Raw genomic sequence first — 20,287 nt, forward strand, 5'->3', positions numbered from 1 at the left:
TCACCCGGCCTGTCGGCCTGTCGGCGCCTGGCTTTCGGGACCGTGCACGGAACGCCACCGGTCGGTGACACCTGCTCCCCGCTGCCGACGGCGCCATCTCGGTTAGAAAATGGACTATGAGCAACTTCCTGGGACTCTTCCGGCGGCGGCTGCTCGGCTCGACCACGGGTCCCTCGTCCCACCCTCGGCGTCCCCGCTCAGAACGCCCCCGGGAACACCAGGAGCACGCGCGGCCCTCCGAGGGCAGGGTGCCGCGGCCGCAGCGTCTGTCCTCCCTGCTGAGCGCGCGCAGCGTGGCCGGGGAGGTGTTCCTCCTGCAGCTGGGCGTGGTGGTGCTGCTCGTCGTCGCCGCCGTGGTGGCGCTCGTGGTGCAGGCCCGGAGCGCCGCCATGCTGGACGCCCGGCACCGTACGCTCGCCGCCGCCGGAACGTTCGCGGAATCCCCGGGAATCGTCGCGGCCCTGCGCAGCGACCATCCGAGCGCGTTGCTGCAGCCGAGCGCGGAGGCGGCACGGAAGATCGCCGGGGTCGACGGCATCAACGTGTACACGCTCGACGGGGTCACCCTCACCCACAGCAACCCGAAGCAGATCGGGAAGCACGTCGTCGGCCCCTTCTCCAAGGCGGTGGCCGGCAGGTCCTTCACCGAGACGTTCGAAGGGTCCTTGGGGCAGTCCGTGGTCTCGGTGGTCCCGGTCAAGGACCCCACCGGCCGCGTCATCGCCATCGTCTCCTCCCCGGTCACGGTCCAGAACGTGCAGAGCATGGTGAACCGGCAGCTGCCCGTCGTCCTCGGCAGCGCAGCCGTGGTGCTCGCCCTGTCCGCGGGCGGAACCGCCCTGGTGAGCCGTCGGCTGCTGCGCCGGACCCACGGCCTGGGACCGGCCGAGATGACGAGGATGTACGAGCACCACGACGCGGTGCTGCACGCGGTCCGGGAGGGCGTGCTGATCGTCGGCGGCGGCGGACGGCTGCTGCTCGCCAATGACGAGGCGCGGCGGCTGCTGGACCTGCCGGACGATGCGGAAGGGCGCCCCGTCGCGGAGCTGGGTCTGGAGGAGGGGATCGCCGAGCCGATCGCCTCGGGCCGTTCCGCGACCGACGAGGTGCACATGGCCGCCGATCGGCTCCTGGCGGTGAACATCCGGCCCACCGCCCCCTACGGGCAGGCCGGGACCGTGGTCACGCTGCGCGACACCACCGAGCTGATGGCCCTCTCCGGCCGGGCCGAGGTGGCCCGCGAGCGGCTGAAGCTGCTCTACGACGCGGGGGTGGGGGTGGGCACGACGCTGAACGTGGAGCGCACCGCGGAAGAGCTGGCCGAGGTGGCGGCCCCGCGGTTCGCCGACGTGGTCACGGTCGACCTGCTGGACCCGGTGCTGCGCGGGGAGGAGCCGCCCGAAGCGAGCACCGAGATGCGCCGCACCGCCGCCGTCGGACTGCAGGGCGACCACCCGCTGTACCCCGTCGGCAAGCTGATCCGGTTCGCTCCCGACAGTCCCATGGCCGCCGGACTGATCGGCGGCCGTGCCGTCCTGGAGGCGGACCTGCGCGCCGCCCGCGGCTGGCGGACCCAGGACCCGGCCAACGCCCGGCTGATCCTGGACCGCGGGATCCACTCCCTGATCGCCGTGCCCCTGCGCGCCCGGGGGGTGGTGCTGGGCATGGCCGGCTACTGGCGGGGGCAGGACTCTCCGCCGTTCGACGAGGAGGACGTGTCCTTCGCCGAGGAGCTGACCGCTCGGGCGGCCGTGTCCGTCGACAACGCCCGCCGCTACACCCGCGAGCACACCATGGCCGTCACCCTGCAGCGCAGCCTGCTGCCCCGGGGCGTACCGGAGCAGTCCGCCGTCGAGGTCGCGCACCGCTATCTGGCCGCCCAGGCCGGTGTGGGCGGTGACTGGTTCGACGTCATCCCGCTGCCCGGCACCCGGGTGGCGCTGGTCGTCGGCGACGTCGTCGGCCACGGGCTGCACGCCGCCGCCACCATGGGCCGGCTGCGTACGGCCGTGTACAACTTCTCCACCCTCGACCTGCCCCCGGACGAGCTCCTGAGCCACCTGGACGAGCTGGTCACGCACATCGACGCCGACGAGCAGGAGTGGCAGGGGATCACCGGAGCCACCTGCCTGTGCGCCGTCTACGACCCCGTCTCGGGCCAGGTGACGGCCGCCACCGCCGGCCATCCGGGTCCCGCTCTGGTCCGGCCCGACGGCACCGTGTCCTACCCCGAGGTGCCGGTCTCCCCGCCGCTGGGCCTCGGCGCGGGCATGCCCGTGGAGACCTCGGCGCTCACCGTCCCCGAGGGGTCCCTGCTGGCGCTCTTCACCGACGGGCTGATCGAGAGCCGCGACCGCGATCCGGACGCGGGCCTGGCGGCACTGCGCGCCGCCCTGTCCGGGCCCGCCCGCACCCCGGAGGAGACCTGCACGGCGGTGATCGACGCGATGCTGCCCGCCCGGCCCAGCGACGACGTCGCGCTGCTGGTGGCCCGCACCCGCCGGCTGGATCCCGCGCGGATCGCCGAGTGGGACGTGTCCCCCGACCCCGCGGCGGTGTCCCCGGTGCGCAACGCCTGTGCGCGCCGGCTGGCCGACTGGGGCCTGGAGGACATCGCCTTCACCACGGAGCTCATCCTCAGCGAGCTGATGACCAACGCCATCCGCTACGGCAGCGAGCCCATCCGGGTGAGACTGCTACACGACCGCAGTCTGATCTGCGAGGTCTCCGACGGCTCCAGCACCTCCCCGCACCTGCGCCGGGCCGAGGACACCGACGAGGGCGGCCGCGGCCTGTTCCTCGTCGCGCAGTTCGCCGAGCGCTGGGGCACCCGGTACACCACGCGCGGCAAGATCATTTGGAGCGAGCAGGCCCTGCACGACGGGGCCGCCCCGTCCGGGGCGGACCGGGGGGAGGCGCTCCTGGCCGGGTGGGACGACGAGGCGCTCTGAGGACGGCCCCGATGCGGTGGCCGGGGGAAGGCGGCGGACACCACCGGCTCGGACTGCGGTGCCGGGGCCGCCGAACGTACGCTGGCCTTGATCGGTACGCGACCGCCCGTCGAGGGAGCCTTTGTGCCCGTACCCCGCCTCCGGCAAGCCGCCGTCGCCGCCTTCCTGGCCCTCGTGGCGGCGCCCCTCGGCGCCTGTGGAGAGGAGCCCGCGGCCGTACCCAGAACGCCCGCGGAGGCCACCTCCGCCGCGGACGCCGGCGGCATGGCGGCACTGACGGCGGCAGCGAAGAAGGAGGGCACGCTCCACGCGATCGCGCACCCGCGCGACTGGGCCAACTACGGCGCACTGTTCGACGGCTTCGAGAAGAAGTACGGGATCAAGGTCGCGGTGGAGAACCCGGAGGGCACCAGCCAGGACGAGATCAACGCCCTGAAGGAGCGCAGGCGCGACGGCAGCGCCCCCGACGTGATCGACGTGGGGGGCTCGTTCGCGGAGTCCGCGGCCCGGCACGGCCTGCTCGCTCCCTACAAGGTCGCCGCGTACGACCAGATCCCCGAGGAACAGAAGGATCCGAAGGCCCGCTGGTACAACAACTACGGCGGCTACATCTCGATCGGCTGCGACGCCAAGCGCGTCAGGACCTGCCCCTCGACCTTCGCCGATCTGCGCAAGCCCGAGTACAAGGGCCAGGTCGCCCTCAACGGGAACCCCACCAGATCCGGCTCCGCGTTCGCCGGAGTGTACGCGGCGGCCCTGGCGAACGGGGGCTCCTTCGACGACATCCAGCCCGGCATCGACTTCTTCGCCGAGCTCAGGAAGAACGGCAACCTCATCCCCGTCGAATCCACACCGACCACGATCGAGAAGGGCCAGACCCCGATCAGCATCGACTGGGACTTCCTCAACCTCGGATACGCCGACGAATTCCGCAGGAAGGGCGCGGACGTCGACTGGCGGACCGCCATCCCCTTCGACGGCAGCTTCGCCGAGTACTACTCGAACGGGGTGAACAAGGACGCCCCGCACCCCGCGGCGGCACGGCTGTGGCAGGAGTACCTCTTCAGCCCGGAGGGCCAGAACATCCGGCTCGGCGCCTATGCGCGCCCCGTCCTCATGGAAGCCATGGAGAAGGACGGCACCCTCGATGTGGCCGCCGCGGACAAACTGCCGACGGTCGAGGGCACGCCGACGTTCCCCACGGAGAAGCAGACGGAGAAGGCGAGGAAGACCGTCAACCGCAACTGGGCCAAGGCCGTCTCGGGCTGACCCGTGGGATCCGAGCCGACCGCCGAGGACCTGGTCCGTGCAGTGCGGGCCGCGGGGGTGCGGGACGAGCGGCTGCTGGAGGCCGTTCGGGTCACCCCGCGGGCAGGGTTCGTCCCCGCCGAGCACGTGGCGTCCGCGTACCGGGACGCGCCCGTACCGCTCCCCCACGACCAGGTGACCACCCAGCCCTCGCTGGTCGCCGCCATGGTGTGCGCGCTCGGTCTCACGGGGGGCGAACGCGTCCTCGAAGTCGGCACCGGCTACGGCTGGCAGACCGCGCTGCTGGCCCGCCTCGCCGCGTACGTCGTCAGCGTCGAGCGCTGGCCGGACCTGGCCGGGGAGGCCCGCCGCCGGCTCGCCGGGCAGGGCCTCGACAACACCGCGGTCGTCGTCGGCGACGGAACCCTGGGGGTGCCGGCCCGCGCTCCGTACGACGCCGTCATCGTCTGCGCGGCCTTCCCGGAGGTACCGGAGCCGCTGGTGGCACAGCTGCGGACCGGTGGCCGGCTGGTCCAGCCCATCGGCCCGGGCGGGCACGAGCGGGTCGAGCTGTACGAGCGGCGCGCCCACGGCCTCGCGCACCGGGCAACGGTCGCGGCGGCCTACTTCGTCCGGCTGTACGGCGCCCACGGCTACGACCCGCACCGGCGCTGACCACGGTTCGTCCCGAACGGCGGCCCGAACGGCGGCCCGAACTGCTCGGTCCGGCAAAGGCATTGCGGCCGCACACCGCCGGATACCATCTATCGTCATGACGAACGCATCTCCTCGCCAAGGCGTGCCCGAGAAGCCCGCACTCGACGGCCTTGAGGCCAAATGGGCTCCGACCTGGGACGAGCAGGGCGTATACGTATTCGACCGCACCGCACCCCGGGAGCGGGTGTACTCCATCGACACGCCCCCGCCCACCGTGAGCGGCTCCCTCCACGTCGGACACGTGTTCTCGTACACCCAGACGGACGCGCTCGCCCGTTTCCACCGCATGCGCGGCAAAGCGGTCTTCTACCCGATGGGCTGGGACGACAACGGCCTGCCGACCGAGCGCCGGGTGCAGAACCACTTCGGTGTCCGGTGCGACCCGGCCCTGCCGTACGACCCCGATTTCACGCCGCCCGCGTCGCCGGGGAAGCAGCAGGTCCCGGTGTCCCGCCGGAACTTCATCGAGCTGTGCGAGCGGCTCACGGTGGAGGACGAGAAGGTCTTCGAGGGCCTGTGGCGCCGGCTGGGGCTCTCCGTCGACTGGAACCACACGTACCAGACCATCGACAGCCGCGCCCGTGCCGTCTCCCAGCGCGCCTTCCTGGCCAACCTCGCCCGCGGCGAGGCGTACCGGGCCGAGGCCCCCACCCTGTGGGACGTGACCTTCCAGACCGCCGTCGCCCAGGCCGAGCTGGAGGACCGCGAACGCCCCAGCGCCTACCACCACCTGCTGTTCGAGGCGGAGGCCGGCCCGGCACTGGAGATCGCCACCACGCGGCCCGAGCTGCTGCCCGCCTGCGTCGCCGTCGTGGCGCATCCGGACGACGACCGCTACCGGAAGTTCTTCGGCACCACGGTGCGGACGCCCGTCTTCGACGTCGAGGTCCCGGTGGTGGCCCACCGCCTCGCCGACCCGGAGAAGGGCACCGGCGCCGCCATGATCTGCACCTTCGGCGACACCACCGACGTGGTGTGGTGGCGCGAGCTCGACCTCCCCACCCGCTCGGTGATCGGCCGGGACGGCCGCTTCGTCCGCGAGGCGCCGGCCGCGCTGGAGACCGCGGCCGCGCAGGCCGCGTACGCCCGGCTCGCGGGGACGACCCCGCACACGGCCCGCGAGCGCCTCGTCGAGATGCTGCGCGCCGAGGGCGGCCTGGTCGGCGAGCCGCGACCCTTCAACCACATGGTCAAGTTCTACGAGAAGGGCGACAAGCCCCTCGAAATCGTCACCAGCCGCCAGTGGTACCTGCGCAACGGCGGGCGCGACGCGGCCCTGCGGCAGAAGCTGCTGGACCGCGGCACCGAGCTGAGCTGGCACCCCGAACGCATGCGCACCCGGTACCAGTCCTGGGTGGAGGGGCTCGCCGGGGACTGGCTGATCAGCCGTCAGCGGTACTTCGGCGTGCCCGTGCCCGTGTGGTACGGGCTCGACGCGGAAGGCAACCCCACCGACGAGCTGATCGTCCCGCCGGTGGAGTGCCTGCCGGTGGACCCCAGCAGCGACACCCCGCCCGGGTACGCCCCGGACCAGCGGGACGTCCCCGGCGGCTTCACCGGCGACCCGGACGTGATGGACACCTGGGCGACGTCCTCCCTGACCCCGCAGATCGCCGGCGGCTGGGGCCACGACGACGACCTCTTCGAGCGGGTCTTCCCGATGGACCTGCGCCCGCAGGCCCACGAGATCATCCGTACCTGGCTGTTCTCCACGGTCGCCCGCGCCGAGCTGGAACACGACGCGCTCCCCTGGACGCATGCCGCGATCAGCGGCTGGATCCTCGACCCGGACCGCAAGAAGATGTCCAAGTCGAAGGGGAACGTCGTCACTCCGCTGGACCTGCTGGAGCAGCACGGATCGGACGCCGTGCGGTACTGGGCCGTGTCCGCCCGGCCCGGGACGGACACCGCCTTCGAGATCGGCCAGATGAAGATCGGCCGACGGCTGGCCATCAAGATCCTCAACGTGTCGAAGTTCGTCCTCGGGCTCGGCGCGAGCGAACGGCGCGCGACGGTGACCAATCCGCTGGACCAGGCCCTGCTCGCCCGGCTCGCCGACGTGGTGGACGAGGCGACGGACCAGTTCGAGGCGTACGACTACGCCCGGGCGCTGGAGACGGTCGAACGGGCCTTCTGGGCCTTCTGCGACGACTACGTGGAGCTGGTGAAGGGCCGCGCCTACGGCGACGGGGGCGAGGAAGGCGCCGCGTCCGCACGGGCGACCCTGTCGACGGCGCTGTCGGTGCTGCTGCGGCTCCTCGCACCGTTCGTGCCGTTCGCCACCGAGGAGGCGTGGAGCTGGTGGCAGGAGGGCTCGGTGCACCGGGCGCAGTGGCCCGGCGGGACGCAGCTGCGCGAGCAGTCGCTGAAGGGGGACCCCCTGCTCCTGGACGTCGCCGCGGAGGCGATCGCGGCGATCCGCAAGTCCAAGAGCGCGGCCCAGGTCTCCATGCGGGCCGAGGTCGCCAGGCTCTCGGTGCGCGGGCCGGCGTCGCTGCTCGCCGCGCTCCGGCAGGTCGGCGGGGACGTGCGGTCCGCCGGAAACATCGGTGAGATGGACCTCGCAGTGGCCGGGACCGAGCAGCTGACCTACGGGATCACCATGTAGCCGCGCTCGGACCCAAAACGGCGCTGCCGACCCACGTACGGGGTCGGCAGCGCCGTTCTGCTGACCGCGCCGACGACCGGCGGTCCGTGCCGGCTCCCGCCGGTGGTCCGCCGGCTCCGCGGTCAGAAGTCGGCGTGGACGCGGGCGTCGGCGCGGCCCACGGATTCGAGGCCGTACATGCGGCAGTAGAGGGTGCGGATGTACTCGAGGTCTCGGTCCCGGGCGCGGGATTCGGCGACCGGGTAGAGGACGGTGAGTTCCCAGGACTTCTCGCGGTTGATGTCCCCGTCCTTGTCGCGCCACTGGCCGCGGGCTTCCTGGAGGGTGAGGCCGGCGGGGAAGCGGGGGGTGATCACGTCGGCGACGAACTTCGAGAACTCCTCGTCGGTGATGGGCGGTTGGCCGCCGTGCCGGCCCGTCCCGAAGTAGAGGTGGGTGGAGACGTACGGGAGGCCGCGCTCCGCCGCGGCCGCCTCCTGGCGTGCTGCCGGGGCGGCGTCGGAGACGGGGCTGCCGGAGGCGACGAAGAACGCGGCCGAGGCGAGCACGGCGACGGCCGCGGACATCGGGATCCGGATCTGGCGCATGAAGGGGATTCCTATCGTTCGGTCGGGGATGTGGGGGCGGCGGCGCGTTGCGTACCGGCAGGCAGGGCGGCCCGCAGGTGGACGGCCGCGTCGCGCAGGCACGGGGGGACCCCGGCGGTGCGGCACAGTGCCGCGGCCGTCCTGCCGAGGGTCTCGGTGGTGCGGGCCGAGCCGATGCCGGCGGCCCGGGGGGCGAGGTCGGCGATCAGCTGCTCGGCCTCGGTCCAGGCGCCGGCTCCGGCCAGCGCGGACAGCAGGTGCGCGGTGAACAGGTGCCGGTACGAAGGGCCGGGGGCGGTCGCCGCGCGGTGCAGCAGCGGGATGGCCCGGTCCCAGCAGCCCAACCGGGCCAGCACCCAGCCCTGATGGCCGGTCAGCTCGGTCTCGTCGATCCACCAGGCCCAGTGCGGGTCGTGGCGGGAGATCCCGTCGAGGAAGCGGCTGCGGGCCCGGTCGATGAGGTCCAGGGGTTCACGGCGGCCGCCCAGCAGCGCGGTCGCGTGGGCCCGGCGGATCAGGGTGAGGCTGTGGACCCGGGCGGGCAGCGGGCGCGTGCCGGGCACCCGGGCGACAGTGTCGAGGGCTGCCCGGGCCCGGCCGGTGTGGGTCTGGAGCATGGCGTGGTTGAGGTGGACGAGGCGGGCGGTCCAGTGGTCGCCGGCGAGGTGGGCGAGGTCCAGGGCCTGCCGGTTGGCGGCGTGGGCCGGCGCGTAGCGGCCCGCGTCGAAGAGGATCCAGCCGATGACTTCGCACAGTTCGGCGAGGGCGGCCAGCCGATCGCGGTCCTCGTGCCGGTGCCCGTGCCCGTGCCGGTGCCGGCCGGGCAGGCTGCCGGGGGCGGCCGTGAGTTCGGGGAACTCCCGTACGGCGGCCCGCGCGGCGGGGACCGCGGCCGTGGCGCCGTGTTCGGCGTCCAGGGCCACGAGCCGCTCGACCGCACGGAGGGCGGCGCGGCTCACCGGGCCACGGTCCGGGAACCGGTGCCGCTGCCGCCGCCGCTGGTCGTGCCGCTGTCGCCGCCGCTGCCGGCGCCCGTACGCGCACGGCCGAGGGAGCGGAACGCCGCGGCGACCTCGGTCAGCCAGGCCACTTCGGCGCGGAAGTCCTCGTACGGGGCTCGGACCGGCATGTCGGAGGGTTCGGACGGCTCGGCGCGCGGGGCGGTCGGGCGGTCCACGGCGGCCCGCAGCTGCAGGGCCTCGCCGAGGGGGGTGGTCGGGTCCTCCGGCAGGTTCAGGGAGCGGGCGACCCGGGAGAACTCGGCCTGGGAGAGGCCGGCGCGCAGCATCAGTTGGCCGTCGCGGATCTCGACCACGCGGCGGTAGAGGCTGTAGTGAGGGTCGCGGGGCGGCAGCAGGTCGCGGGGCCAGGAGCGGGGCGGGTCGAGGGCGATGTCCGGGGTGGCCCGGTGCAGGGCCTGCCACAGGGGCCGGAGTCGGAGGTAGGCGCGGTAGCTGCGGATCCAGCCGCGGGCCCGGGTGAGGTGGATGCCCCAGGAGGGGATGGTCCAACCGGTGACCTGGAGCAGGGCGCCGACGCTGCCGCAGGTCCACTGGACGGGGTCGAGGGCGGCTCCGTCGAAGTGCAGCCGGGTGCCGGCGATCTGGATGCCGCGGGTCACGCAGTAGACCAGGATGAGGCTGGCCCCGACGGTGACCGTGCGCATGCCGACGACGAGCCACTGGCGGTTGGCGACCCGGGTGAAGCGCAGGGACAGCCGTACCGTCTCCCACTGTCCGATGGCGCAGATCATCAGGTAGCCGGACATGTAGAGGGCGTATCCACCGTCCTGGATGCTGAGCAGGATCGTCGACGTGGCCGTCTCGGACTTGGCGACGGGGCCGACGTGGAAGGACGCCGTGACCAGGGCGGCGAGCGCCGCGGCGTAGAACAGCACGCGGCGGCGGCTCCTGCGGCGGGCTTCGGCGGGCGGCGCCGACCAGTGGACGAGCACGACCTGTTGGGCGGCGGTGAGCACCACGACCGCGACCTGGGTGATGAGGGACGTGATGTTCGGCAGGCCGAAGAAGGCGGAGATCTTCAGCCGGATCAGGTCCAGGTCGACGAGGAAGCTGATGCCGGAGCAGAGGAAGTAGACGCACAGCGCCCACAGGGCGGTGTCACGGGGCCGGCGCCGCAGGTCGGGCAGCCGGTAGGCGAACGCGGCGAGGCCGACGAAGGTGCAGATCCACGCCAGGGCCGTGTAGAGCGCCGTCACGGGTGGTCCGTGCGGCCGAGGCCGAGTTCGATCCGGGCCACGACGTCGGCGGCTTCGGCGGGAGCGCTCCAGGCGGGCTCCACCCAGCGCTGGCTGGCGCGGGACAGCAGCAGCGACGCCAGGGTCTCCGCCTCCTGTTCCTCGTCGTCGCTGTACCGGGAACGCTTCAGCAGGCCGCGTACCTCCGCCGGGTCGACGTCGGTCAGCAGGCGGCTCGAACCGTCCTGGCTCAGCTGGACGGGGCCTTGGTGGTCGAAAGCGATGTGGGCGAGTTCGTGGGCGATGATGTGTTCCTTGTGCGCCGGGGAGGCCGACTTCTCGAAGGCGACGATGTCGAATTCGTCCAGCTTCAGCCAGATGCCGAACAGATGGCGGTCCGGGAATGAGGTGGGAATCAGATGGATCGGACGTCCGCGCCGCGCGCACAAATACCGGTGGAGTTCGTCAATGCCGAATCCCTGCTCCATGCCCCACTCCGCGATCCGCGCCTCGCACGTGCGGCGGACCTGCTTGAGCCGGCGTCTGAGCAGTCTGCCCTCCGAAGTCGGTAATCCTGCGCCAGGTATCTTCATCCCCATCTCCGAGCAGACGACGCGGCCATGATGCCACAGCGGCAACTCGTCACCGCCCGGGGCGAGTTTGATTCAGCCAAGGGGACTTCGGGCGGTACGGGCGGAATTCTCGCACCGCGTGCCGGATTTCCGGCGCGGGCGACAGTACGCCCGGCAAATGCCGGCGGGTTCACGGAGGCGGTGGGGGTGGCCGCGACACGAGCGGCGGTCCCGGTTCCGGCTTCGACGGCCGGGCGAACGGGCGGGATTGGCCGGATCATCGCGGGCCGCCGCCGGGTCGCCGCGCGGCGGAGGGCTCCCGCAGGGCCATCGACGGACGGGGGCTTGGATCACACCGGTTGTACGCCACCGCACATGCCGATTGTGCGGTGGCGTACAGAAACGGGCGTCCAGCCGTGCCGGGGCCTGCAGGGGTGAGCGCGGGGGGCACGGCGGCGCGTCGCCGGGGCCCGGGGGGTGGCCTGCGCCGAGGATGGGGCCCCCGAGCAGCTGGAGGTGCCGTGGAGATCAGTGAAGGGACCGTGCCCTTCAGGGGCCGGCGCACCTGGTACCGGATCGTCGGGCCCTGGCCCGCCGCGCGGGGGCGGCCGCCCCTGCTGGTGCTGCACGGCGGGCCCGGGGTGCCGCACGGCTACCTCACCGACCTGGACGACATGACCTCCTTCGGCCGTACCGTCGTCTACTACGACCAGGCGGGCTGCGGGCGTTCGGATCCCCTCGACGACCCGGCGGAGTGGACCCCGGACACCTTCGTCGAGGAGGTCGGCGCCGTCCGCGACGGGATCGGGCTCGACCGGGTCCACCTCTTCGGCCACTCCTGGGGCGGCATGCTCGCCCTCGAGTACGCGCTGCGGCGCCCGCCGGGCCTGGCGAGCCTGACCCTGGCCGGGACCAGCGCGAGCGTCCCGCTGCTCGGCTCCGAGGTGCGGCGACTGCTGGAGCGCCTACCGGCCGGGGTGCGCGAGACCCTCGCCCGACACGAGGCCGCCGGGACCACGGACAGCCCGGAGTACGAGGAAGCCGCGGCCGCGTTCTTCCGGCTCTGGACGTGCCGCATCACACCCCTCCCGGAGCACGTGGCGCAGGCCACCGCCGCCATCAACGCGGAGCTGTACGGGGCCATGTTCGGCGCCGAATGGAACGTCACGGGGACGCTCAGGGACTGGGACGTCACGGCGCGCCTCGGCGAGCTCGACCTGCCGGCCCTGGTCACGACGGGCCGGTACGACGAGATCACCCCGGCGGCCGTCCAACCCTTGGTGGAGGGGATCCGCGGGGCCCAGTGGATGGTCTTCGAGGACAGCGCGCACCTGTCCATGGTCGAGGAGCCCGAGCGGTACCGGGCCGGTCTGGACTCGTTCCTCTCCCGTGTGGAGAGCGACGCGCAGCACCCTTAGACCGGGCGGGGGGCATTGCGCCCACCGTTCGGGCGTTCGGCGCCGCCGTACCGACCGACACGGGCGCGTAAGGGGAGCGATAAAGCCATGACCGTTACCGCGAACATCGACAGCAGTCGCCCCGTGGCCACGCTGATCAACGTCTTCACCGTCGCGCCGGAGCGCCAGCAGGAGCTGATCGCCCTGCTGACGCACGCCACCGAGGAGACGATGAAGCACCAGCCCGGCTTCATCTGCGCCAACTTCCACGCCAGCCAGGACGGCGAACGCGTCATCAACTACGCCCAGTGGGAGACGGAGGCGCACTACCGCGCCATGCTCGCCGACCCCGCGGCCCGCGTCCACATGGACCAGGCGGCCACCATCGCCAGCGACGTCCAGCCCCGCCTCTTCCACGTGGCCTCCCACCACCGCAGCGCATGACCGGACGCGGGGCGGCCCGCACCACGGCCGGTGGTGCGGGCCGCCCCGCGGCGAGCCGGGGGCGTCTCAGGGGGACGGGTGGCCCGCGTGCGGGGCGGACCCCGGGACGGGGCTACCGCCGGACCCGTCGGCGGACCCGTGCGCGGACCCGTGGGTCGAGCCGGATTCGACGGTGCCGCCGAGGCGGTCGTGGAGGGGGCCGAGGGCCTCGGGGGTGGCGGCCGTCACGACCCAGCGGGGGCCGACGAGGTAGGTGCCGCCGTACACGCGGGACTCCGCCAGCCAGGCGCTGCGACCCTCCTCGGTGGTGAAGGTGGCCATCCGGTAGGCCTGCGGCCCGGTGCCGCACGCCCCCTCGCGGATCTCCTCCGCGTCGACCGTGACCTCCGGGGTGCAGCCGAGCACGGCGGCGATCTCGTCGAAGGATCCGGGGCGGGCCGCCGGGCTCGCGGTCGGCGCCACCGGCGCGGAGGCGGCGGCGCCGGAGGGCTGCGGGGCGGCCGTTTCCCCGCCGGAGCAGCCACCGCACAGGAACAGCACCGGCAGGACGGCGCAGGCGGCAAGATGGCGGGGGGTCGGCGGCACGGCTGCCTCACAGGGTTCCGGTGGGGAGGGACGGGGGTGGACCGAGGGGCCGTCAGGCGGCCTTCTTGCCCGTGTCGGTGACCGCGAACCACAGGTTCTGCTTCTTGTGGCCGTTCGTCTGTCCGGGCTCGGTGTCCCCGGTGAAGGTGTAGACGGGCCAGCAGTCGATCGTCAGCTGCTCGCTACCGTCCGGTCGCTTGACCGTGCCGATGAGCTCGGGCCGTATGCCGGTGGCCTTCGACTTGTCCACGGGGGCGGCCGGCTTCCAGGTGTCCGTGCAGGAACCGACGCATCCGATCTTCATGGGCCACGCGCTGTCCTTGTCGAAGCGGTAGAGGGTGCGCCACTGCCCGTCCACGAGAATCTTGCCGAGTTTTTCGTTCGCTGCCACGGAGAGCTCCACTCCTGTCTTTTCCGACTGGTCGCCCGAGCCGGACCCGGAGCCGGACCCGTATCCGGATCCCGCGCCCGAACCCATTCCCGAGCCCGTTTCCGTTCCGGAACCTCCTCCTGCCTTCTGTTTCTTGTCGATCGCCTTCTTGCCGTCCGGCGCCAGCGCGTGCCACGTGCCGCCGACGCCTTCGCCGTTCGCCTCACCCGCCTTCGTGTCCTTGGCGTACCGGTAGACCGGCCAGCCCGCGAGGGTGAGCTGCTTGGTGCCGTCGGAGCGGGTGACCGCGCCGAGGAGGCCCGCCTCGATGCCGGACGAGGCCGACGCGTCGTCCGCGGGGACCGGCGGCCACGCGGTGGCACAGTCCCCGTCGCAGGTGGACTTGGGGGGCTGCGGGGTGTCCTTGTCGAAGCGGTAGAGGGTGACGCCGGCGCTGTCGGTGACGACGCTGCCGACGTTCGCGATCTCGCGTACGGCGAGCTGGCCCGCCGCCCCGCCCTTGCCGGCGGCACCGTCCGCCCCGGCGCCCGAGCCGGTCAGCTGACCGGGGTTCGCCCCGTACCCGCCCGTCCCGTTTCCCGAGCCGTACGTGTCCGCGAGGGCCTTTCCGGCGCCCGCGGGCTGCACGGAATTCCCGCCGCCGGCGGCGTTTCCGCCGCTGCCGCAGCCGGCCGCCAGCAGAATAACGGCGGCCACTGATCCGGCAGTTGTCACGCGGCGCATCTTCTTCACGGTCACTCCTTCGGGTTGATCCCGGGGGCGTTGCCTTGCTGACTAATTAATAAACCCTACGGAGGGCTCGCAATTGAAATTCCCGGGAATTTATCAGATCCCGCTAATCGTCGAACTCCGGTCGACGGCCGGCAGGTTGCCGCGGACTGCGGACTCATTCCTGAATGCGCAGCGCGAGCGCGGGGCAGCGGCGCACCGCACGCGCGGCCTTCGGCCGGAGCCGTCCCGGGAGCGGCATGACGGCCTTGTCCGGGTAGCCGTCGATGTCGAGGCGCACGACCTCCGGCAGGAGGTCCACGCACAGGCCGTGGCCCCTGCACAGGGTCCAGTCCACGACGAGCTGTTCGGTGCTCTCGTCGTCGTCGGGCAGCGCCAGGCACCCGATGACACGGCGTCCGCAGCCGCTGCCGAGGGCGTGGTCGCGCAGTTCGTCGGGGAAGGTGGCGAGCGCGGAGGCGACGAAGTTCGCGGTGCCGTCCGGATGGCTGCAGGCGCCGCGTTTGCGCACCGCCCGCATGCGCAGCTCGATCGCGTCCAGGGCGGCGCGGCCTCCCCCGGTGGCCACGTCCTCCAGGGCGGAGGCGAGCGAGGGCAGCCCTCGGAAGCACGGCCCGCACTGGCCGGCGGTTTCGTCGGCCATCCAGCGGGCCACCCGGGCGATCTCCCCCGCCGGACAGGTGTCCTCCGGCAGCGGCAGCACCGCCCCGGCCCCGAGCACGGCCTTGACCGTGGCCAGGGACTGCCGGGAGAGCAGTACGTTGCGGGCCGCCTGGGCGCTGAGGAACCGGCCGTGGTAGCCGCCGATCAGGACGCCCTGGCCCGGTGAGGAGCCGCACAGGTCCAGGACGTACGCCAGCGAGGTCCCGAGCGGTACTTCGAGGACCGTCGAGCCGGCGACCGTGAGCAGGGTCGTGCCCGGCTCGGTCGGGAGGCCGGCGGTGCGGTAGCCGGCGGCGCCCATCCGGGCGGCGATGGCGAGCTGGGCGTAGGTCTCGGTGTTGGACAGCAGGGTCGGCAGCCCGCCGAGGCCCCGGTCGCTGGTCCGTACCTTCTGCCCCGACGGGAGCGTGGGTCCGCCCTCGATGCCGTTGATCATGGAGGTGCCCTCGCCGGTGACGAAGCGCTCGGGCAGCATGGCGACCCGCACCAGGCCGCCGGCCCCCCGTTCGGCGATGGCCGTGCGCAGGGACTGCTCGACGTCCTCCCTGGTCACGCCGAAGACGACGTCCTCGGCGCCGATGGCCGAGGCGGCGAGCAGGGCCCCGTCGATGACCAGGTGCGGGGAGTTGAGCAGGATGGCCTTGTCCTTGAGGCAGCTCGGCTCGCCCTCGCTGCCGTTGATGACGAGGGCGGTGCGCCCGTCGCGCGAACGGGCGCTGCGCATGACGGCGCGCAGCTTGCGGGCGAACGGGAATCCCGCTCCCCCGCGGCCGCGCAGGTCGATGTCCTCGGCGAGTTCCGCGAGTTCCTCGGGCCCGTACGAGGGCACGGGCCCGTGTACGGCGAGGTGGTCTTCCCGGTCCAGGCGCGGCAGGGTGTCGAGCCCCGCCAGCACCCGGGGCTGGCCCACGCAGCCGAGGGCCGGGGTCACCGTCACGACCGCCTCCGTGCGCCGCCGCCGGGCCGGCCGCCGGGCCGGTCGGTGGAGACGTCGAGCCGGCTGGTCACGAAGGCGGAGCCCGCACCGTACGGCGGGCTCGCGGGTACGGGGGACAGCGGCGGCCGCTGCGAGGGCACGCCCTGGGCGGTGGCGGAGGCGAGCAGCGGGTCCTGCACCGGCTCGGCGAAGGTACCGGCGTACGGGTCCGGGGGCGGGTCGGCGAGCGGGCCGGGCCGGGAGCCGGCGGAGCCGCCCTCCGTCTGCCGGGCGAGGCGGGCGGTCAGGCGCTCGGCGGCCCACTCCGCCGGCCGGCGCAGGAACCGGTCGTTCGGCCGCGGCCGGTCCGGTCCGGTGCCCCGGGCCGCGGCCTGCGGTTGTGCGGCGGCCGGCTTGTCGCGCTCCGCGCGCAGCCTCCTGCGGAGCCGTATGAGGAGGACCCCGGCGACGCCGGCGATGCACATCCCGTAGGCGACGGTGACCCAGCCGGCCGCGACGCGGCCGGACTGGAGGCCGTGCACCAGCGAGGCACCCCAGGCCGGGTAGGCGCCGACGTGCAGGGCGCGCCACCACAGGGAGCGCCCTTTGGTGGCGAACGCGCTGCGGACCGCGCCGGAGACGGCGACGCTGACGAAGAGGTATCCGGCCACGCTGCCGAGTCCGATCAGGATCGGCTGGTCCTGGTCCGTGAAGGGGATCAGGGCGCTGACGGCGGTGGTCCGGGACTCGGCGATCTTGATCCAGATGTGCAGGGCGAGGAAGCCGAGGCCCGAGACGGCGAGCCCGCGGTGGACCCCTTGGGCGACGATCCGCAGGCCGGAGGTGAACAGGAGGCGGTCGGTGGCGGCGAGGCCCCACAGGACGGCGGAGGTGAGGGAGACGAGCGAGAGGACGCCCGCCCCAAAGTCGAGGAAGTCCCACAGGTTGGTGAGCGCGCCCGCCCGGGCGGCCACGCCCAGGAGGAGCAGGACGGCGAGGGCGACGGCGGCCAGGGCGGCGGGGTGCAGACCTCCGGCTGCGGACAGCATGAGCGGCCGGCGCAGGGCCCGCCGGCCGACGGCCGCGGCCGCGTCGGCACGGCGTCTGGTGCTGCGGGCCCGGTGAGAGCGGGGCGCGCGGGTCTGGGACAAGGGCATCGGGTTCTCCCATACGCCCGGGCCCGAGGCACTCCACATTGCACTCGGCGCCCGGGGTGGTCGACGGAACTGCTCCGCGGCGGGCCGGAGATGAGGACCGCGCCGGCCGGGAGCGGGGGCCGGAGTGCAGAAGCATCGTGGACCTTTGCAACGCCTCCACAGGATTTATCGAATCGTGACAAGTTCTTGTGCGTGTGGCATCGTCCTGGCGATCAGCCCCGGAAGATTCCGTTCCAACGGTGTGGTGGAACCCGGTCACGCCTGGTGCGCCATCACACCTCCCCGTCGGCAAAATCGAGGCAAAGCCGCGGGACCGCAAGTGGTTGTCCCTCTCCTTAGAGGGTGCACGAGGAGCTCCACTCCCCCCGTCTGCACAGGCGCCGACGAGGGAGCGGGCTGCTCGACGGGCCTGTTCACACCCCCATGGGGCAGGCCGTACCCCGGCATGAACGAGGTAACAATGTGCGAACTGCTGAACCGTATCTGGGCCCGCCCCCGCGGCGAATGGACCCGGGTCCTGCGCAGGGAACTGCCCGCGCTGGCGTCCGGGATGGTGGAGGAGCTGAGGGACGGGATCCCCGGCTTCGCCGCACTGGTCGATGACCTCGACGACGAAGTGGTCAGAGCGCAGTTCGAGGCGGCCCTGCTCACCGCCCTCGGATACCGCGAGCCGTTGACACAGGATCAGGGCCCGCGGGCGGAGCACGGCGCCGCACCCGACCACCGGCCCGGAGCGGCCCGGGGTGCGGGCGCGTACGGCGCCGCCACCGGGCATCCGGATCTCGACGAGGACGGCCTCGCGGCCGGCGACGAGTACGAGGACCCGTACGCGGACCCGGACGAGGGCCCGTACGCGGACCCGGGCCCGGGCCCGGCGCTGGACCCGGACGAGGGTGTGCTGGGCGAGATCCGCGGCCGGATCCCGCAGCAGGGCCGCAGGAGGATCGTGGCCCCTCTGACGGTGGTGTCGTCCGGCGGGGTGGGCAGCCCCGCTTCCGAGCGGGCGCGGCGGGAGCTGTTTTCCGCCCTCACATCTGACATGCCCATGGCTGAAATTGCCCTGTCGGAGCTGGCCCGAGCGGCCGGCTGGCCCCTGCCCCCCGAGATACGCGCGATCGCCCTGTCCACACCGGGCGAGACCCAACAACTCGCGGCCGCCATGGACGACGCCCTCGCCGGCATGGTCGGAGGCCAGCCGTGCCTGCTGGTCCCCAGCCCGGAGGACCCGGACGCCCGCACCGCCCTGGAGGTCCTGTTGCGCGGCCGGTTCGCCGCCGTGGGCCACCCGGTCGCCCCCCGCGACACCTCCCACTCCCTGCGCTGGGCCCTGCGGCTGCTGACGCTCACGCCGAGCCGCCCCGGCCCGGACGGGCGGCCCCTCTTCGTCGACGACCACCTCTCCACCCTCCTGCTCCTGCAGGACGAGCCGCTGGCGCACGCACTGGCCGCGCGCTGGCTGCGGCCACTGGCCGATCTGACACCCCGCCAGAGCGAACGGCTCGAAGTGACCCTGCTCGCCTGGCTGGAGGGCGGCGGAGCACCCGAGGCCGCGAAGGCGCTCAGCGTGCACCCGCAGACCGTGCGCTACCGCATGCGCCAACTGGAGAAGCTGTTCGGGCCCGGACTGCGCGACCCCCGCACCCGCTTCGAGCTGGAGATGGCTCTGCGCAGCCGCCGCCTCATCGCCCAGGTGCGGCGCCAGTACTCGCGGGTCGGACGCAAGGCACGCGCCACCGCGACCGACTTCCGTCCCCTGGGTGTGGGGCGCATGGCCCGCGTCAACGGCCTGTAGCAGCCGCCGCCGTGCGCGGGACGGCACCATCTCCCCCGCCCCCCGCGCACGACCCGGCCCGGCGCCCCCCTTCGGCCCCGGTCCCTCACCGCCCACGCGGTACGAGGGGCCGGGGCCGCGGCGTGTCAGCGGGCGGCGGGTACGGCCGGGGCCGCGGAGCACAGCGCGGCGTTGAGGTCGAGGAGTTCGGCGTACGCCCGCGAGCAGGACCGGCACCCCGCCAGGTGGCGGGCCAGGACCCGGCCGCGGGAGGTGCCGCGGCGCCGGACGGCCGCCCCGAGCACACTGCCGAAGCGGCGGCAGCGGTCGTCCGCGGCGGAGTCGAAGTGGGCCCGCAGGTACGCCTCGCGCAGCCCCTCGCGGGCCCGGAAGGCCAGCGAGGTCACGGCGCTCGGGGTGATGCCGAGCAGCAAGGGGACGGGATGCGGGCAGTCGTCCTCGACGAGGGTGTGCCACAGCACGGCCTTCCACCGCTCGGGCAGCGTGTGGAAGGAGCGGGCGACGAGCCTGCGGTCCTCGTGCTCCAGCAGCCGGCGCTGCGGATCGTCCCCGCCCTGCCCCGGCGGACACCAGGGCTCCACGTCGGGCGTCAGGACGGTCCGCCCGGCCCCTGCCCGCCACTCGATGGCCGTGTGGCGGACCACCGTCAGCAGGTAAGGGCGCCAGTGGTCGCGCGGTCCGGCCCCGGAGCGGACGGCTTGGAGGGTGCGGAGGAAGGCCTCGGAGGCGAGGTCCTCGGCGTCCTGCGGGGCACGGCAACAGCGGCGTGCGCAGGCGAAGGCGGCGGCACCGTGCCGCCGGTGGAGGAGCTCGCAGACCTCGGGGGCGCCCGTCCCCGAGGCGTACGCCTGCCGGAGCCGCCCGATGAGCTCCCCGTCGGAGGGCTCGCGCCGCCCACCCGCGGCCTCGCCGGACCCGGGCTCCGACTCGGGCCCGGATCCGGTGGCGGACCCGGCTCGGGCGGCGGATCCGGATCCGGCGGCGGTGGTGGTGGATGCCGAGCCGGATCCGGATCGGCTCGCTAACCGGGGCGGGGATCCGGACCCGGACCCGGCTAAGGATGCGGATGCGGATGCGCGGCTGGAAACGGACACGGGCCCCTCCGCGTGGTGCGGACGGGCCGTGGGACGACGGGAGCCGGACATGGCGGGCACTCCTGGGTGTGTTCCGGGACCGTCGGGCCCCTTGCGTGCGGCGGCACAAGCACGTGCGCGGGGGGGGGGGGGGGGGGGCGGGGGGGGCCGGGGGGGGGGGGCCGGCCGCGGGCGGCGGGGGGGGGGGGGGGGGGGCCCCCCCCCGCGCGGGGGGGGGGGGGCGGGGGCGCGCGCGCGCG

The 20,287-nt window shown here is 73.5% G+C and carries 16 protein-coding genes; 7 read left to right on the plus strand and 9 right to left on the minus strand.

What is annotated here, in order from left to right; translation table 11 throughout:
• The first annotated feature begins 116 nt into the window (after positions 1–116).
• The 4 genes from ACFVGY_RS02440 (at position 117) to valS (ending at position 7,524) form a co-directional block, all read left to right on the plus strand.
• Positions 117–2,951 carry a SpoIIE family protein phosphatase gene (locus ACFVGY_RS02440; RefSeq protein ID WP_385669670.1) on the plus strand — a complete coding sequence of 945 codons (2,835 nt, stop codon included), beginning with the start codon at positions 117–119 and terminating at the stop codon, positions 2,949–2,951.
• Positions 2,952–3,074: 123 nt separating this feature from the next.
• Entirely contained in the window at positions 3,075–4,220 is a 1,146-nt protein-coding gene (locus tag ACFVGY_RS02445; protein ID WP_385669673.1) for an ABC transporter substrate-binding protein, read from the plus strand.
• 3 nt (positions 4,221–4,223) lie between these two features.
• A complete protein-coding gene (locus ACFVGY_RS02450) occupies positions 4,224–4,874 on the plus strand; it encodes a protein-L-isoaspartate(D-aspartate) O-methyltransferase (protein ID WP_385669676.1) in 651 nt (216 codons plus the stop codon).
• A gap of 97 nt (positions 4,875–4,971) precedes the next feature.
• The gene (gene valS / locus ACFVGY_RS02455; RefSeq protein WP_385669678.1) at positions 4,972–7,524 is read left to right on the plus strand and encodes a valine--tRNA ligase; all 2,553 of its coding nucleotides are present in this window, start codon (positions 4,972–4,974) and stop codon (positions 7,522–7,524) included.
• 122 nt (positions 7,525–7,646) lie between these two features.
• On the opposite strand, the gene ACFVGY_RS02460 is transcribed toward valS, so the two are convergent.
• The 4 genes from ACFVGY_RS02460 to ACFVGY_RS02475 are packed head-to-tail and all read right to left on the minus strand — an operon-like array spanning position 7,647 to position 10,796.
• Entirely contained in the window at positions 7,647–8,111 is a 465-nt protein-coding gene (locus ACFVGY_RS02460) for a DUF3574 domain-containing protein (RefSeq protein WP_385669681.1), read from the minus strand.
• Positions 8,112–8,122: 11 nt separating this feature from the next.
• Positions 8,123–9,070: a DNA-binding protein gene (locus tag ACFVGY_RS02465; RefSeq protein WP_385669684.1), complete on the minus strand. Its 948-nt coding sequence runs from the start codon at positions 9,068–9,070 to the stop codon at positions 8,123–8,125.
• On the minus strand, positions 9,067–10,329 hold the full coding sequence (locus ACFVGY_RS02470; protein WP_385669687.1) for an MAB_1171c family putative transporter: 1,263 nt from the start codon (positions 10,327–10,329) through the stop codon (positions 9,067–9,069). The genes ACFVGY_RS02465 and ACFVGY_RS02470 overlap by 4 nt, the downstream gene beginning before the upstream one ends.
• On the minus strand, positions 10,326–10,796 hold the full coding sequence (locus tag ACFVGY_RS02475) for a hypothetical protein (protein WP_385669690.1): 471 nt from the start codon (positions 10,794–10,796) through the stop codon (positions 10,326–10,328). The genes ACFVGY_RS02470 and ACFVGY_RS02475 overlap by 4 nt, the downstream gene beginning before the upstream one ends.
• 605 nt (positions 10,797–11,401) lie before the next feature.
• On the opposite strand from ACFVGY_RS02475, the gene ACFVGY_RS02480 reads away from it, so the two are divergent.
• A complete protein-coding gene (locus ACFVGY_RS02480; protein ID WP_385669693.1) occupies positions 11,402–12,298 on the plus strand; it encodes a proline iminopeptidase-family hydrolase in 897 nt (298 codons plus the stop codon).
• Between the two features lie 87 nt (positions 12,299–12,385).
• A complete protein-coding gene (locus tag ACFVGY_RS02485) occupies positions 12,386–12,721 on the plus strand; it encodes an antibiotic biosynthesis monooxygenase family protein (RefSeq protein ID WP_385669696.1) in 336 nt (111 codons plus the stop codon).
• 66 nt (positions 12,722–12,787) lie between these two features.
• Here the strand turns inward: ACFVGY_RS02485 and ACFVGY_RS02490 are convergent, their stop codons facing one another.
• From ACFVGY_RS02490 to ACFVGY_RS02505, 4 genes are all read right to left on the minus strand, one after another.
• Positions 12,788–13,306 carry a hypothetical protein gene (locus ACFVGY_RS02490; RefSeq protein ID WP_385669699.1) on the minus strand — a complete coding sequence of 173 codons (519 nt, stop codon included), beginning with the start codon at positions 13,304–13,306 and terminating at the stop codon, positions 12,788–12,790.
• 52 nt (positions 13,307–13,358) lie between these two features.
• The gene (locus ACFVGY_RS02495; RefSeq protein WP_385669702.1) at positions 13,359–14,429 is read right to left on the minus strand and encodes an SCO0930 family lipoprotein; all 1,071 of its coding nucleotides are present in this window, start codon (positions 14,427–14,429) and stop codon (positions 13,359–13,361) included.
• Positions 14,430–14,583: 154 nt separating this feature from the next.
• Entirely contained in the window at positions 14,584–16,026 is a 1,443-nt protein-coding gene (locus ACFVGY_RS02500) for an NADH-ubiquinone oxidoreductase-F iron-sulfur binding region domain-containing protein (RefSeq protein WP_385669705.1), read from the minus strand.
• Positions 16,023–17,162 (minus strand): hypothetical protein, encoded by a 1,140-nt coding sequence (locus ACFVGY_RS02505; protein ID WP_385669708.1) that lies wholly within the window; start codon positions 17,160–17,162, stop codon positions 16,023–16,025. Before ACFVGY_RS02505 ends, ACFVGY_RS02500 begins: the two co-directional genes overlap by 4 nt.
• A 445-nt stretch (positions 17,163–17,607) precedes the next feature.
• Between ACFVGY_RS02505 and ACFVGY_RS02510 the strand changes: the two genes are divergently transcribed.
• Positions 17,608–18,954 (plus strand): PucR family transcriptional regulator, encoded by a 1,347-nt coding sequence (locus ACFVGY_RS02510; RefSeq protein WP_385669711.1) that lies wholly within the window; start codon positions 17,608–17,610, stop codon positions 18,952–18,954.
• A 125-nt stretch (positions 18,955–19,079) separates the two neighbouring features.
• Here ACFVGY_RS02510 and ACFVGY_RS02515 read toward each other — a convergent pair whose 3' ends face one another.
• Positions 19,080–20,048, minus strand: a complete 969-nt coding sequence (locus tag ACFVGY_RS02515) for an RNA polymerase sigma factor (protein WP_385669714.1) — start codon at positions 20,046–20,048, stop codon at positions 19,080–19,082.
• Between the last annotated feature and the right edge of the window lie 239 nt (positions 20,049–20,287).

It is taken from the genome of Streptomyces sp. NPDC127106, assembly GCF_042677605.1.
GTDB lineage: Bacteria > Actinomycetota > Actinomycetes > Streptomycetales > Streptomycetaceae > Streptomyces.